Source organism: Ornithinimicrobium carbonis (genome assembly GCF_050703245.1).
GTDB lineage: Bacteria > Actinomycetota > Actinomycetes > Actinomycetales > Dermatophilaceae > Ornithinicoccus.
The window spans coordinates 2,325,931-2,340,266 of record NZ_CP192647.1 but is presented as its reverse complement, the minus strand read 5'-3'; the positions used below and the strand labels follow the sequence as shown (position 1 = coordinate 2,340,266).

Genomic DNA, 14,336 nt, shown 5'->3' with positions numbered 1-14,336 from the left:
GTATGCCGCGCGCGGCCGCCGCTGCGACCCTGCTCCTGCTCGGTCTGCTGGCGCTCGCGACGACGCAGCCCTGGGTCGCCGGTGTGGTCGAGGCTGCGCCGGGGTCGGTCCGGACCCGGTGGTCGGCCACGGGGGCGGAGCTGGTCCCGTGGGTCCCCGCAGCCTCGCTCGCCGCCGGCGCGGCCACCCTGGTGCTGCTGACCCGGACGACGGGGAGGGTCGTCCGGCCGGTCGACCGCCTCCTGGGGGTGCTCTCGACCGCCGGCTGCCTCACGGCCCTGGCCGGGGCGCTGCTCGTGGTCGCGGGTGGGACCGGGGTGCCGACCGACGTGGTCGTCGCCGCCCCGACCGGCTGGTCCTGGACCGCGCTCCTCGCGGCTGCCGCGGCCACGACCGCGGCCCTGCCGTCCACGGTGGTGCCGACCGGCCGGCCGTCGGTCCCGCCCCCCGTCGGGCCCGGGCCTGCGCGGTCGGACCGGAGGTCACCGGGCGACGACGTCCCCGCCGAACGGCAGCGGCGGCAGGTCGCGCGGACCTGGACCGAGCTGGACGCGGGTCGGGACCCCACCTCCGAGCCGGGTGCTGGCACAATGGCCCCAGCCGCACCGCAGGAGCACCCGCAGGACGACGTCCCGGGGGAGGACGTCGAGCCGGACGGCCCCGCCCCCGGGCACCACGAGACCGACCGTTGACCGAGACACCCGACCAGGAGCCCGCCATGGAGCACGAGAACCACTACCACAGCACGGCCGCGTGGGTCGGGGTGAGCATCATGCTCGTCGCCACCGTGGTGGGGTGCTCGGCCGCGGTCTTCGGTCCGGGCTGGCTGATGTGGGCAGGGCTCGGCCTGTTCGTGGTGGGCGCGCTGGTCTGGTACGCGCTGAGCAAGGCCGGCTACGGCGCCGAGGCCTACGAGGTCGCCCGTCCCCAGGAGAGCGGAAGCGGCGCCCGCACCCGCTGACCGCCGGGCCCGCACCCGCTGACCGCCGGGCCCGCAACAAGGTCGTCCGCGCCCGGTGGCACCGCCGACGGCGCCCCGTGGGGCAGGAGCACCCTGTCCGGGCGACTAGGCTGGGGGACGTGTCGACCGTGCTGGACCAGATCCTCGACGGCGTGCGCGAGGACCTCGCCCGCCGTCGTCGCACCACGCCGCTCGAGGCGCTGCAGGAGCGGGCGGGCCAGTCGCCGCCGGCCCTGGACGCCCGGGCCCGGCTGAGCTCGGGACCGGGGGTGCACGTCATCGCCGAGGTGAAGCGCAGCAGCCCGAGCAAAGGGGCGCTGGCGGCCATCGCCGACCCGGCGTCGCTGGCGGCCGACTACGCCGCGGGCGGGGCCAGCGTCATCAGCGTCCTGACCGAGGAGCGGCGCTTCGGCGGCTCGCTGGCCGACCTCGACGCGGTGCGGGCCCGTGTGGACGTCCCGGTCCTGCGCAAGGACTTCGTGGTGGACCCCTACCAGGTCTGGGAGGCCCGGGCGCACGGGGCCGACCTGGTCCTGCTCATCGTCGCGGCCCTGGAGCAGGACGTGCTCGTCGGTCTGCTCGAACGCACGGAGTCCCTGGGGATGCACGCCCTGGTCGAGGTGCACGACGAGGAGGAGCTGCAGCGGGCGGTCGACGCCGGCACGCGCATCCTGGGCGTGAACAACCGCGACCTGAGGACCCTCGAGGTCGACCGGACCACCTTCGCCCGGCTGGCCCCCGCGGTCCCGGCCGGCACCGTGCGGGTGGCCGAGTCCGGCGTGCGCGGACCGCTGGACGTGATGGACTTCGCCGAGGCGGGGGCCGACGCGGTCCTCGTGGGGGAGGCCCTCGTCACCGGTCGGTCGCCACGGGACGCCGTCGCCGAGCTGGTGGCCGCCGGCTCCCACCCGGCCGTCCACGCCGCGCACGGCGGTCGGCGATGAGCGCGGCGGCCACGGGCGGGTCGACGTCGGAGGAGACGGCCACGCGCGGGACCGCCACCGGCACGCCCGCCGGCCGGTTCGGCGCCTTCGGGGGCCGGTACGTGCCGGAGGCCCTGGTCGCGGCCCTGGAGGAGCTCGAGGAGGCCTGGCGCGAGGCGATGGGCGACCCCGACTTCGTCGCCGAGCTGGACCGCCTGCAGCGCGACTACACCGGGCGGCCCAACCCGCTCACCGAGGTGCCCCGGTTCGCCGAGCACGCGGGCGGGGCACGGGTCTTCCTCAAGCGGGAGGACCTCAACCACACCGGGTCGCACAAGATCAACAACGTGCTGGGCCAGGCCCTGCTGACGGTGCGCATGGGCAAGACCCGGGTCATCGCCGAGACCGGCGCCGGCCAGCACGGCGTGGCCACCGCCACGGCCGCGGCCCTCCTCGGTCTGGAGTGCACGGTCTACATGGGCGAGGTGGACACCCGCCGCCAGGCGCTGAACGTGGCCCGGATGCGGCTCCTGGGAGCCGAGGTGGTGCCGGTGGCGACCGGCAGCGCCACCCTCAAGGACGCGATCAACGAGGCGATGCGCGACTGGGTGACGACCGTGGACCGTACGCACTACCTGCTGGGCACCGTCACCGGTCCGCACCCCTTCCCCACGATGGTGCGCGACTTCCACGCGGTCATCGGCCGGGAGTCGCGCGAGCAGCTGCTCGCGCGCACCGGCCGGCTGCCGGACGCCGTCTGCGCCTGCGTGGGCGGCGGGTCCAACGCGATGGGCATCTTCCACGCCTTCCGCGACGACGAGCAGGTGCGGCTGCTGGGCTTCGAGGCCGGTGGCGACGGGGTCGACAGCGGCCGGCACGCCTCGCGCTTCTCCGGGGGGGAGCCGGGGGTGCTGCACGGGGCGGCCAGCTACGTCCTGCAGGACGAGGACGGCCAGACGCTGCCGACCCACTCGATCTCGGCCGGCCTGGACTACCCGTCGGTGGGACCCGAGCACGCGTTCCTGCACGACACGGGCCGGGCCACCTACGCCCCCGTCACCGACGCCGAGGCCATGGAGGCCTTCGCGCTGCTGTGCCGCACCGAGGGGATCATCCCCGCGATCGAGAGCGCGCACGCCCTCGCCGGAGCCGTGCGCGTGGGCCGGGAGATGGCCGCGCGGGCGGGCGGGCCCTTCGAGGCCGACGACCCCCGGCGCCCGGTGATCCTGGTCAACCTCTCCGGCCGCGGGGACAAGGACGTCGACACCGCCGCGCGCTGGTTCGGGCTGGTCGACGGCGAGGACCTCGTGGAGGCCGAGCAGATCAAGGCCGCCGAACCCGTCGCCGAGGCCGAGGGGAGCGGCTGGTGAGCGCCCTGTCGGAGGTCTTCGACCGGTGCCGCGCCGAGGACCGGGCCGCCCTGGTGGCCTACCTGCCCGCCGGGTTCCCCGATCTCGACACCTCCCTGGAGGCCGTCCGGGCCCTGGCCGCCTCCGGCGCCGACGTGGTGGAGGTCGGCGTCCCCTACACCGATCCGCTCATGGACGGTCCGGTCATCGAGCAGGCCGCCAGCCGCTCGCTGGCCGGAGGGTTCCGGCTGGCCCGGGTCTTCGACCTGGTCCGCGCCGTGCGCGAGGCGGGTGCCGTCCCGGTGGTGATGTCCTACTGGAACCCGGTGCTGCACTACGGGCCCGAACGGTTCGCCTCCGACCTGGCGGCGGCCGGGGGGGCGGGGATGATCACCCCCGACCTGGTGCCCGACGAGGCGGACGCGTGGCTGCAGGCCGCCGACGCGCACGACCTGGACCCGGTCTTCCTCGTCGCCCCGAGCTCCACGGACGCGCGGCTGCGGTCCACCGCCGAGGCCTGCCGGGGGTTCGTCTACGTCGCCTCGACGATGGGGGTCACCGGGACCCGGTCCGCCGTCGGCGGGGACGCCGCCACCCTCGTGGACCGCGTGCGCGCGGTCACCGACCTGCCCCTGTGCGTGGGACTGGGGGTCAGCGACGGGGCCCAGGCCCACGAGGTCGCCGCGTTCGCCGACGGCGTCATCGTGGGGTCGGCCCTCGTGCGGGCCGTGGACCAGGACCCCTCCCTGGAGGCGCTGCGGACGCTCACCGCCGAGCTGGCCGCCGGGGTCCGCCGATGAGCTCTCCGGGCCCCGCCCCCGTGGTCGCGGACCGGGAGACCCCCGGACCCTCCGCACCGGGCCGGTCCTGGACCGGCGTGGTCGGGCTGCTGGCCCGCCTCGTGCTCGGCGGGGTGCTCCTCGTCGCCGGGCTGCTGAAGATCACCGACCTCACCGGGTCCGTGCAGAGCGTGCTGGCCTACGAGCTGTTCTCCTACCCCGTGGCCCGGGCGGTCGGCACGGTGCTGCCCCTCGTCGAGATCGCGGTCGGGCTCCTGCTCGTCGCCGGTCTGCTGACCCGGGCCGCCGCCGCAGCCGGTGGGCTGCTCATGCTCGTCTTCGTCGGCGGGATCGTCTCGGCCTGGGTCCGGGGCCTGTCCATCGACTGCGGCTGCTTCGGCACCGGGGGACCGGTGGCCCCGGGGGAGACCGCCTACCTGCCCGACCTCCTGCGGGACCTGGGTCTGCTGGCGCTCGCCGCCTGGCTCGTGGTCCGCCCGCGCACGCCCCTCGCCCTCGACTCCCTGCTGAAAGGTCGCTGAACACCATGCCCCGTCCCCCGGCCCCCCAGGTCAAGCCCGTCGCCGCCCGGGGCCCGTCCGCGGGCCTCATCGCCGGCGTGGTCGTGCTCGTCGTGGCCCTGCTGGGGGTCCTGGTGTGGGCCGCCACCCGCGGCGGCGACCTCGAGGCGGTGGGCAGCTCCGGCACGCTCCCCGACGGCGGCGGCGTCAGCGTCGGCCCGGGGCTGGACGCCGACGTTCCCCAGGTGCGCATCTACGAGGACCCCCAGTGCCCGTGGTGCGGGCGGCTGGAGAACGCGATCGGGGAGGACCTGGCCGAGCTGATCGAGGCCGGTGAGGTCAACGTCACCTTCCAGATCATGTCCTTCCTCGACGGGGGTCTGGGCAACGACTCCTCCACCCGGGGCGCCAACGCCATGCTCTGCGCCGACGATGCCGGTTCCTTCCTGCCCTTCCACGAGGAGCTCTACGGCAACATGCCGGCGTCCGAGGGTCAGGGCTGGAGCGACGAGCAGCTCATCGGTTTCGGCGAGCAGGCCGGGATCGAGGGTGAGGCGCTGGCCCAGTTCGAGAGCTGCGTGGCGGACCAGACCCACGCCGAGTACGTCCAGGACATGCAGCAGCGGGCCAACGAGGACGGCGTCAGCGGCACCCCGACCGTGTTCGTCGACGGGGAGGAGCTGCCCCAGGAGGACCTCAGCCGGCTGCTCCAGGAGCCCGGAGCCCTGCGCGAGGTGCTCGAGGCCCAGGGTCGATGACCCTGCTCCCCACGGGCGCCGCGACGACGGCTCTCCTCACCGCGATCCCCAGCCCCGAGCAGTCGGTGTGGTGGCTCGGTCCCCTCCCCCTGCGGGGCTACGCCCTGTCCATCCTGGCCGGCATCTTCGTCGCCATGTGGATCACCTCCCACCGGTTGCGGGCGCGTGGCGGCACCGGCCAGGAGATCTACGACATCGCCGTGCCGACCATCGTGCTGGGCATCGTCGGCGGGCGGATCTACCACGTCGTCTCCAGCCCGTGGCCCTACTTCGGCCCCGAGGGTGACCTGGTCGACGCCCTGAAGATCTGGGAGGGAGGTCTGGGCATCTGGGGGGCCGTGGCCCTCGGGGCCGTCGGCGCCTGGTGGGGCGCACGCCGGCACGGCTACTCCTTCCTCGACATCGCCGACGCCATCATGCCCGGCCTGCTCGTGGCCCAGGCGATGGGCCGGTGGGGCAACTGGTTCAACAACGAGCTGTACGGCGGCCCCTCCGACGCGCCCTGGGCCGTGCAGATCCACGAGATGTCCGGTGGGGAGGCGGTGCGCGACGCGGCGGGGGAGGCGGTCGTGCTCGGCACCTTCCAGCCCACCTTCCTCTACGAGGCGCTGTGGTGCCTGCTCGTCGCCGTGGCCATCCTGCTGGTCGACCGGCGGTTCCGGCTCGCCCGCGGCCAGGTCGTGGGCCTGTACCTCATGGGGTACACGCTCGGTCGGTTCTTCATCGAGATCATGCGCACCGACCCCGCCCAGATGGTCCTGGGCCAGCGGATCAACGTCTGGGTCTCGATCGCCGTGTTCCTGCTGGGGCTGGCGATCTGGTGGTGGCGCGGCCGGGTGGGCGACCTGCCCGCCCGCGGCGTCGCGGAACGGCATACCCCCGCCGCGGCGTGAACGCCGCCGTGCCCCGGGCCCGCCCCGGCCGTGGGCCCCGTGCGGGGAGAGCCACCGCCCGGCGACCTCCGGCACCCCCGCGACGGCACTAGGCTTGACCCCATGCGCCGCGCCAAGATCGTCTGCACGCTGGGCCCCGCCACCGACTCCTACGAGCAGATCCTCGCGCTCGTGGAGGCCGGGATGGACGTCGCCCGCCTCAACCTCTCCCACGGCTCCTACGAGGAGCACTACGAGCGCTACCTGCGGGTGCGCCGCGCCAGCGACGAGGCCGGTCACGCGGTCGCCGTGCTGGCCGACCTCCAAGGCCCCAAGATTCGCACCGGCACCTTCGCCGCCGGCCCGGTCACCCTCGCCCGCGGAGACAGCTTCACGATCACCACCCGGGACGTCCCCGGGGACCGCGAGGCCGTGGGCACCACCTACGCCGGGCTGCCGGGCGACGTCCACACCGGGGACGACCTGCTCATCGACGACGGCAAGGTCATGCTCCGGGCGACCGAGGTGTCCGGGACCGACGTCGTCACCGAGGTCGTCGTGGGCGGGGTGGTGTCCAACAACAAGGGCATCAACCTGCCCGGGACCGCCGTGAGCGTGCCGGCGATGTCGGACAAGGACGAGGAGGACCTGCGCTGGGCGGTGCGGTCCGGGGCCGACTTCGTGGCCCTCTCGTTCGTGCGCAGCGCCGCCGACTACGACGACGTCCGCCGGGTGATGGAGGAGGAGGGCCGGATCCTGCCGGTCATCGCCAAGATCGAGAAGCCGCAGGCGGTCGACAACCTCACCGAGATCGTCGAGGCCTTCGACGGGATCATGGTGGCCCGTGGCGACCTGGGGGTCGAGATGCCGCTGGAGCAGGTGCCGCTCGTGCAGAAGGACGCCATCCAGCTGTGCCGGGAGAAGGCCAAGCCGGTCATCGTCGCGACGCAGGTGCTGGAGTCGATGATCGAGAACCCGCGCCCGACCCGCGCCGAGGCCAGCGACTGCGCCAACGCGGTGCTCGACGGGGCGGACGCGATCATGCTGTCCGGGGAGACCTCGGTGGGGGCCTGGCCGGTCCGGGCGGTGGAGACGATGGCCGACATCATCTCGCCACCGAGGAGCACGGGCTGCACCGCATCCTGCCGGTCCTCACCAAACCCCGCACCCCCGGGGGCGCGGTGACGCGGGCGGCGCTGAGCATCGCCGAGTCGCTCGAGGACATCACCTACCTCGTCACCTTCACCCAGAGCGGCGACACGACCACCCGGATGGCCCGGATGCGTCCCGCGGTGCCCATGCTGGCGTTCACCACCGAGCAGCACACCCGGTCCACGCTGGCCCTGACCTGGGGGGTGGAGACCTTCCTGGTGCCCTTCGTGTGGCACACCGACCAGATGGTCATGCAGGTCGAGGAGGTCCTGCTGCGCGAGAAGCGCTGCCAGAAGGGCGACCTCGTGGTCATCGTCGCCGGCTCCCCGCCCGGCGTGTCGGGGACGACCAACGCGCTGCGTCTGCACCGCGTCGGGGACGCGATCTTCGGCCGGGCCCCGGCCTACCAGGACGACCCGCCTCTGGTCTGAGGGCACCCGCCACCCACGGGTATGCTGTGTGCGCGTCGCGCGACCATGCCCGCCGGGGTGGTGGAACGGCAGACACGGGGCACTCAAAATGCTCTGCCCGCAAGGGCGTGCGGGTTCAAGTCCCGCTCCCGGCACCACGACGGCCCCGCCGCCGCTCCCCCGTGGGGGACCGGTGGTGGGGCCCGTCGCCAGGCAGATAGGCTGGACCTCGTGACCAAGGACAGCGCCCCGACGGGGCCGGACGCCGAGGACGGCGCCCTCATGACCCCGACCGACGACGACCAGAGCAGCGCTCCCGAGCCGTCAGGCACCGTCGGGGAGAGCGCGACGGAGGGACCGGACGCGTCCGGCCTGCGCATCGTGCTCGCCGAGGACGAGGCGCTCATCCGCATGGACCTGGCCGAGATGCTCACCGAGTCGGGGCACCAGATCGTGGGGCAGGCGGCCGACGGCGAGCAGGCCGTCGCCCTGGTCCGGGACACCGAGCCCGACCTGGTGGTCATGGACATCAAGATGCCCGGCATGGACGGGATCTCGGCCGCCGAGCAGATCGGCCGGGAGGGCCTGGCGCCCGTCGTCATGCTCACCGCCTTCAGCGACAAGAACCTCGTCGAGCGTGCGCGCGACGCCGGCGTGATGTCCTACGTGGTCAAGCCGTTCAGCGCCGCCGACGTGCTGCCCGCGATCGACATCGCCCGCGCGCGCTGGGCCGAGCGCAAGGCGCTGGAGTCCGAGGTGGCCGACCTGGGGGAGCGGTTCGAGACCCGCAAGCGGGTCGACCGGGCCAAGGGTCTGCTCATGGCCCAGCTCAAGCTGTCCGAGCCGGACGCCTTCCGGTGGATCCAGAAGGCGGCCATGGACCGTCGTCTGTCCATGCGTGAGGTCGCCGACGCGGTGATCTCGGGGATGCCCGGGAAGTAGGGGAGCGCGGGGCAGGTCGCCCCGGCCCGGCGCCCGGGCACCGGGCGACGGGCCTCAGCTCAGCGCGGCGACCACCGAGACCAGCACCGGCGCCACCAGCAGGGCCGGCAGCAGCAGGTCGCCCACGGGCACCTGCCGGATGTTGAGCAGCCGGAAGGAGATGCCCACCAGCAGCAGGCCGCCCACGGCGGTCAGCGCGGCGATGTGGGCCTCCGGCACGATCGCGCCGAGGGTCACCCCCACCAGCGTCAGCGACCCCTGGACCACCGCGACCGACGCCGCCGAGACGAGCACCCCGATCCCGAACGTCGAGGCGAACGCGATCGAGGCGAAGAAGTCCAGGGCCGACTTGAGCACGAGCTGGTCGATGCCCCGGCCCAGGCCGTCCGAGAGCGAGCCCAGAATGGTCAGCGGCCCCACGCAGAAGAGCAGCGAGGCCGTCAGCCAGCCCTCGATGAAGCGTTCCCGCTCGGCGTGCCCCCGCTCCCCGGGGACGGACCGGCGGTGCACCCACCGCTGGACCACCCCGGCCAGGGACTCCAGCCGCTGCTCGATCCGCAGGAGCGAGCCCACGATCCCGCCGACGAGCAGGCTGCCCAGGACGACGAGCACGGCACCCCCTCGCCCACCGCCGCCGCCAGGGCGGGGGAGGTGACGTCGAGCGCCGAGAGGACGGCGACCAGCAGGGTGACCAGCCCCAGGCAGTCGGTGACCACCGAGCGGACCCGGTCGGGGAGCCGGTTGCCGGCGACCATCCCCAGGGTCGCCCCGAGGAGCACGGCCACGACGTTGATCACGGTCCCGAGCCCGGGGAAGGCGCCATCCATGGGCACAGACTAGGTCCGGCGCCCGGCCCCGACGGCCACGGGTCCGGGCGGCGGGGAGCACGGTCAGCCCGCCGGTGGACGCTCCCGCAGGTGGCAGGTCAGCCGGGCGGTGCACACCCTGCGCCCCTCCTCGTCGGTGACGAGGATCTCGTAGGCGGCCACCGACCGACCCAGGGACAGCGGCGTCGCCACCCCGGTGACCCAGCCGGAGCGCACCGCCCGGTGGTGGGTGGCGTTGAGGTCCACCCCGACCGCGACCCGATCCGGGGCGGCGTGCGTGGCCGCAGCCAGGGAACCCACCGTCTCGGCGAGGGCGGCGGAGGCCCCGCCGTGCAGGAGCCCGTAGGGCTGGGTGTTGCCGGCGACCGGCATCCGGGCCACGGTGCGCTCGGCCCCGATCTCGAGCAGCTCCATCCCCATCCGCTCGACGAGGGTCCCGGTGACCGTCCCGTCCAGCCCGGGCAGGTCGGGGGAGGGCGCGGGCTGGGTGCTGTCGGTCATGGGACATAGGCTGCCATGCGTGAGTCGACTGCTGCTGCTGGACGGACACTCGCTGGCCTACCGCGCCTTCTACGCGCTGCCGGTGGAGAACTTCTCGACGACGACGGGTCAGAGCACCAACGCCGTCTACGGGTTCACCTCGATGCTCATCAACGTGCTGCGCGACGAGGCGCCGACCCACGTCGCGGTGGCCTTCGACCGGTCCCGGCAGACGTTCCGGACGCAGGAGTATGCCGAGTACAAGGCCGGGCGAGCCTCGACCCCGGGTGAGTTCGTGGGGCAGGTCGACCTCATCAAGCAGGTGCTGGACGCGCTGCGGATCACGCACGTGGAGGTGGACGGCTACGAGGCGGACGACATCATCGCCACGCTCACCTCGCAGGCCCGGGCTGAGGGCCTGGAGGTGATCATCCTCTCCGGCGACCGCGACGCGTTCCAGCTCGTCGACGAGCGCACGCTGCTGCTCTACCCCCCCGTGCGCGGCGTCTCCGAGACCTGGCGGCTCACCCCGGCGCTGATCGAGGAGAAGTACCTCGTCCGGCCCGAGCGCTACAGCGACCTCGCCGCGATGGTGGGGGAGAGCTCGGACAACCTGCCCGGCGTGCCCGGGGTCGGGCCGAAGACCGCCGCGAAGTGGCTGGCGCAGTTCGGGGACCTGGCCGGGATCGTCGGCGCGGCGGACCAGCTCAAGGGCAAGGCCGGACAGTCGCTGCGCGACCACCTGGACCAGGTGCTGCGCAACCGGCGGCTCAACCAGCTGGTGGCCGAGGTGCCGCTCGAGGTCGGCGTCCCCGACCTGCAGGCCCGGGGCTGGGACCGGGAGGAGGTCCACCGCGTCTTCGACGGGCTGGAGTTCCGCGTGCTGCGGGACCGGTTGTTCGCGACCCTGGAGTCGGCCGAGTCCGAGGCCGAGGAGGGCATCGAGGTGGCCGGCACCCTGCTGGGCGGCGGTGAGCTGACCGGCTGGCTCGAGCAGCACGCGGGCCCCGGCGAACGCCTGGCCCTCGTCGTCCAGGCCGCGCCGCGCACCGCTGCCGGGGCGGGGGAGGCCACCGGGCTCGGGCTCGCGGGGGCCGAGCACGCGGCATACCTGTCGCTGCAGCTCGCCGACGTCGACGACGAACGGGCCCTGCAGACCTGGCTGGCCGACGCCGGCCGCCCCAAGGTCCTGCACGACGCCAAGGGGCAGACCGCCTCGCTGGAGGCCGTCGGGCTGCCGGTGGAGGGGGTGGTCAGCGACACCGCTCTCGCGGCCTACCTGGTGCGTCCGGACCAGCGGTCCTACGACCTGGCCGACCTGGCGCTGCGCTACCTGCACCGTGAGCTGCGGCTGGACGAGGACCAGGACCAGGACCAGGACCAGGGCCAGCTCTCCCTCGGGTGGGACGTGGGGGAGGACGCAGCAGGGACCGGGGACGGCCAGCCCGTCGACGTGGCCGCCGGACGGTCCGCGATGGTGCACGCCCGCGCGGTCCACGACCTGTCCGTCACCCTGGACCAGCAGCTCGCGGACGACGACGAGCAGCACCTGCTCGGTGACGTCGAGCTGCCGCTCGTCGGCGTGCTCCGACGGATGGAGCAGGCCGGGATCGCCGTCGACCTGCCGATGCTGCAGGCGCTGGAGGGCGAGTTCGCCGCCTCCATGGCCCAGGCCCAGCAGGACGCCTGGGACGCGCTCGGCGACGACACGGTCAACCTCGGGTCGCCCAAGCAGCTGCAGGTCGTCCTCTTCGAGACCCTGGGCCTGCCCAAGACCCGGCGGACCAAGACGGGCTACACCACGGACGCGGACGCCCTGGCGGGTCTGTACGCCCAGACGGAGCACCCCTTCCTGGAGGCACTGCTGCGCCATCGGGACAAGGCCCGGCTGAGGGTGACCGCCGAGGGGCTGGTCAAGGCGGTCGCCGACGACGGGCGGATCCACACGACCTACCAGCAGACCATCGCCGCCACCGGTCGGCTCAGCTCGACCGAGCCGAACCTGCAGAACATCCCGATCCGGACCGAGGAGGGGCGCCGGATCCGGGAGATCTTCGTCGTCGGCCGGGACGCCTCGACGGGGACCGCCTTCGAGTCGCTGATGTCGGCCGACTACAGCCAGATCGAGATGCGGATCATGGCGCACCTCTCGGGGGACGAGGGCCTCATCGAGGCCTTCCGCACCGGTGAGGACCTGCACCGCTTCGTCGGGTCCCGGGTGTTCGGGGTGCAGCCGGACGAGGTGAGCCCGCAGATGCGCTCCAAGGTCAAGGCGATGAGCTACGGCCTGGCCTACGGGCTCTCGGCCTTCGGCCTGTCCAAGCAGCTCACGATCTCCACCGGGGAGGCCAAGGAGCTCATGGAGGAGTACTTCGAGCGCTTCGGGGGGGTGCGGGACTACCTCCGCGACGTGGTCGCCGAGGCCCGGCGCACCGGCTTCACCGAGACGATCCTGGGGCGTCGGCGGCACCTGCCGGACCTGCTCAGCGACAACCGGCAGCGGCGGGAGATGGCCGAGCGGATGGCGCTCAACGCCCCGATCCAGGGATCGGCGGCCGACATCATCAAGGTCGCCATGCTGCGCACCGAGGACGCGCTGCGCGAGCAGGAGCTCGCCTCCCGGATGCTCCTGCAGGTCCACGACGAGCTCGTGCTGGAGATCGCGCCGGGGGAGCAGGAGCAGGTGGAGCTGCTCCTGCGCGAGCAGATGGGCGGCGCCGCGGACCTGTCGGTGCCCCTGGACGTGAGCGTGGGAGTGGGTCGCAGCTGGCACGAGGCCGCCCACTGACCCACGCCGTCCCCGTCCGGTCACGGGCCGGCCGGTGAGCGGTCCGGCTGCGGGACGGCTGGATAACGATGTGGGAACGATCCCTGGTCGTGGCCGTGCCACCCTTGTGCTGGGCGGTCCCGACATCTACGTTCAGGGCACCAGGGCGACACAGTGGTCGCCCACATCGACACAAGAGGAGCACCATGAGCCCCACCTCTCTTCGCTCTCGGGCGTCCGTGACCGCCCGCGGGGTCGCCGCCGTCGCCGCCGCCAGCCTCGTGCTGGCAGCGTGCGGGAACGGGGGCGACGACGCCGCCCCCGCCGATGACGACACAGCCTCGGAGGAGACCCAGGAGGACTCGGACGCCACCGGCGCCGCCGGGGAGCGCGACCTGACCCTCGAGGTCGGCACCGTCCTGCCGCAGACGGGCGCCCTGGCCTTCCTGGGCCCGCCGGAGGAGGCGGGCGTGCTGCTCGCCGAGAAGCACATCAACGAGGCGGACGCGGGCATCACCGTCAACGTGACGCTGGGCGACTCCGGCGACCCGGACAACCGCGCCTACGCCACCACGGTGCCACAGCTGCTCAACGCCGGCGTCAACGTCATCGTGGGGGCGGCTTCCTCGGGCGTCTCGAAGCTCTTCATCGACGAGGTCGTCGCCGCCGACACCCTGATGGTCTCCCCGGCCAACACCGCCCCGGAGTTCACCGACTGGGACGACAACGACCTCTACTGGCGCACCGCGCCCTCGGACCTGCTGCAGGGCGAGGTGCTCGGCAACCTGATCGCCTCCGACGGTGTGGTCAACCTGGGGATCATCTACCTCAACGACGCCTACGGCACCGGCCTGGAGGCCCAGCTCACCGAGACGTTCGAGGCCGCCAACGGCACGATCGTGGCCAGTGAGTCCTACAACGCGGGCGACACCACCTTCGACGCGCAGATCAGCTCGGTCATGGCCCAGAACCCCGACGCCATCGCGCTGATCACCTTCGAGGAGGCCACGACGATCATCCCGGCGCTGGACGCGGCGGGCTTCGACACCGGCAGCCTCTACTTCGTCGACGGCAACCTGTCCAACTACGGCGACGAGTTCGACGCAGGCCTGCTCGAGGGTTCCAAGGGCACCCAGCCCGGACCGGACCTGGGGGACGAGTTCCGCAGCGAGCTCAACGACGTCTGGACCGCCGCGGGCAACGACGAGCTGGAGGACTGGAACTACGCGGCCGAGTCCTACGACGCCGTGATGCTCAGCGCCCTGGCGGCCCTGGCGGCCGACTCGGTCGAGGGCCCCGACCTGGCGGCCAAGATGCAGGAGGTCTCCGGTGGCACCGGCGGCGGTGAGAAGGTGAGCGACTTCGCCGAGGCCGCCCAGATCATCGTGGACGGAGGCGTGGTGGACTACGACGGCCCGTCGGGTCCGATCACCTTCGACGAGAACGGTGACCCGACCGAGGCCACCATCGGCGTCTTCGAGTACGACGGCAACAACGAGCTGGTCCGTCAGAACTGACGGCAGGCACGCCAGAAGGGCCCCCGGGACACGTCCCGGGGGCCCTTCTGGCGTGTGCGGCTGGGGGGTGGTGCTTCA

13 protein-coding genes, 1 tRNA gene and 2 pseudogenes are annotated in these 14,336 nt (G+C 73.4%); 13 read left to right on the top strand and 3 right to left on the bottom strand.

The features are described from left to right. The first annotated feature begins 2 nt into the window (after positions 1 to 2). From ACQ95T_RS11700 to ACQ95T_RS11650, 11 genes and pseudogenes are all read left to right on the top strand, one after another. On the top strand, positions 3 to 692 hold the full coding sequence (locus ACQ95T_RS11700) for a hypothetical protein (RefSeq protein WP_425943622.1): 690 nt from the start codon (positions 3 to 5) through the stop codon (positions 690 to 692). A 26-nt stretch (positions 693 to 718) separates the two neighbouring features. Then, positions 719 to 961: an HGxxPAAW family protein gene (locus ACQ95T_RS11695; protein WP_431472951.1), complete on the top strand. Its 243-nt coding sequence runs from the start codon at positions 719 to 721 to the stop codon at positions 959 to 961. A 119-nt stretch (positions 962 to 1,080) separates the two neighbouring features. Next, positions 1,081 to 1,905: an indole-3-glycerol phosphate synthase TrpC gene (gene trpC / locus ACQ95T_RS11690; protein WP_425943619.1), complete on the top strand. Its 825-nt coding sequence runs from the start codon at positions 1,081 to 1,083 to the stop codon at positions 1,903 to 1,905. Next, a complete protein-coding gene (trpB, locus tag ACQ95T_RS11685; protein ID WP_425943617.1) occupies positions 1,902 to 3,254 on the top strand; it encodes a tryptophan synthase subunit beta in 1,353 nt (450 codons plus the stop codon). The genes trpC and trpB overlap by 4 nt, the downstream gene beginning before the upstream one ends. After that, positions 3,251 to 4,033, top strand: a complete 783-nt coding sequence (gene trpA / locus ACQ95T_RS11680; RefSeq protein WP_425943615.1) for a tryptophan synthase subunit alpha — start codon at positions 3,251 to 3,253, stop codon at positions 4,031 to 4,033. Before trpB ends, trpA begins: the two co-directional genes overlap by 4 nt. Further along, the gene (locus ACQ95T_RS11675; RefSeq protein WP_425943613.1) at positions 4,030 to 4,554 is read left to right on the top strand and encodes a MauE/DoxX family redox-associated membrane protein; all 525 of its coding nucleotides are present in this window, start codon (positions 4,030 to 4,032) and stop codon (positions 4,552 to 4,554) included. Before trpA ends, ACQ95T_RS11675 begins: the two co-directional genes overlap by 4 nt. A gap of 5 nt (positions 4,555 to 4,559) precedes the next feature. Then, complete coding sequence (locus ACQ95T_RS11670; protein WP_425943611.1) at positions 4,560 to 5,291, top strand: DsbA family protein; 732 nt, start codon at positions 4,560 to 4,562, stop codon at positions 5,289 to 5,291. Continuing rightward, positions 5,288 to 6,184 (top strand): prolipoprotein diacylglyceryl transferase, encoded by an 897-nt coding sequence (gene lgt, locus ACQ95T_RS11665; protein ID WP_425943609.1) that lies wholly within the window; start codon positions 5,288 to 5,290, stop codon positions 6,182 to 6,184. The genes ACQ95T_RS11670 and lgt overlap by 4 nt, the downstream gene beginning before the upstream one ends. Positions 6,185 to 6,286: 102 nt before the next feature. Continuing rightward, a pseudogene (gene pyk / locus ACQ95T_RS11660) lies at positions 6,287 to 7,746 on the top strand (pyruvate kinase). A gap of 51 nt (positions 7,747 to 7,797) precedes the next feature. Beyond that, positions 7,798 to 7,883: transfer RNA gene (locus ACQ95T_RS11655), tRNA-Leu, on the top strand. Positions 7,884 to 7,956: 73 nt separating this feature from the next. After that, positions 7,957 to 8,667 carry an ANTAR domain-containing response regulator gene (locus ACQ95T_RS11650; protein ID WP_425943605.1) on the top strand — a complete coding sequence of 237 codons (711 nt, stop codon included), beginning with the start codon at positions 7,957 to 7,959 and terminating at the stop codon, positions 8,665 to 8,667. 54 nt (positions 8,668 to 8,721) lie between these two features. On the opposite strand, the gene ACQ95T_RS11645 is transcribed toward ACQ95T_RS11650, so the two are convergent. The 3 genes and pseudogenes from ACQ95T_RS11645 to ACQ95T_RS11635 all read right to left on the bottom strand — a co-directional run bounded on the left by ACQ95T_RS11645 (position 8,722) and on the right by ACQ95T_RS11635 (position 9,995). After that, entirely contained in the window at positions 8,722 to 9,279 is a 558-nt protein-coding gene (locus ACQ95T_RS11645) for a DUF554 domain-containing protein (protein WP_431472950.1), read from the bottom strand. Positions 9,280 to 9,377: 98 nt separating this feature from the next. Then, positions 9,378 to 9,422: pseudogene (locus ACQ95T_RS11640) on the bottom strand (hypothetical protein); the annotation flags it as partial. A gap of 135 nt (positions 9,423 to 9,557) precedes the next feature. Continuing rightward, on the bottom strand, positions 9,558 to 9,995 hold the full coding sequence (locus ACQ95T_RS11635; RefSeq protein ID WP_425943601.1) for a hotdog fold thioesterase: 438 nt from the start codon (positions 9,993 to 9,995) through the stop codon (positions 9,558 to 9,560). Between the two features lie 19 nt (positions 9,996 to 10,014). On the opposite strand from ACQ95T_RS11635, the gene polA reads away from it, so the two are divergent. Next, a complete protein-coding gene (polA, locus tag ACQ95T_RS11630; protein ID WP_431472949.1) occupies positions 10,015 to 12,762 on the top strand; it encodes a DNA polymerase I in 2,748 nt (915 codons plus the stop codon). A gap of 185 nt (positions 12,763 to 12,947) precedes the next feature. Further along, entirely contained in the window at positions 12,948 to 14,258 is a 1,311-nt protein-coding gene (locus ACQ95T_RS11625; RefSeq protein ID WP_425943597.1) for an ABC transporter substrate-binding protein, read from the top strand. Positions 14,259 to 14,336 lie beyond the last annotated feature (78 nt).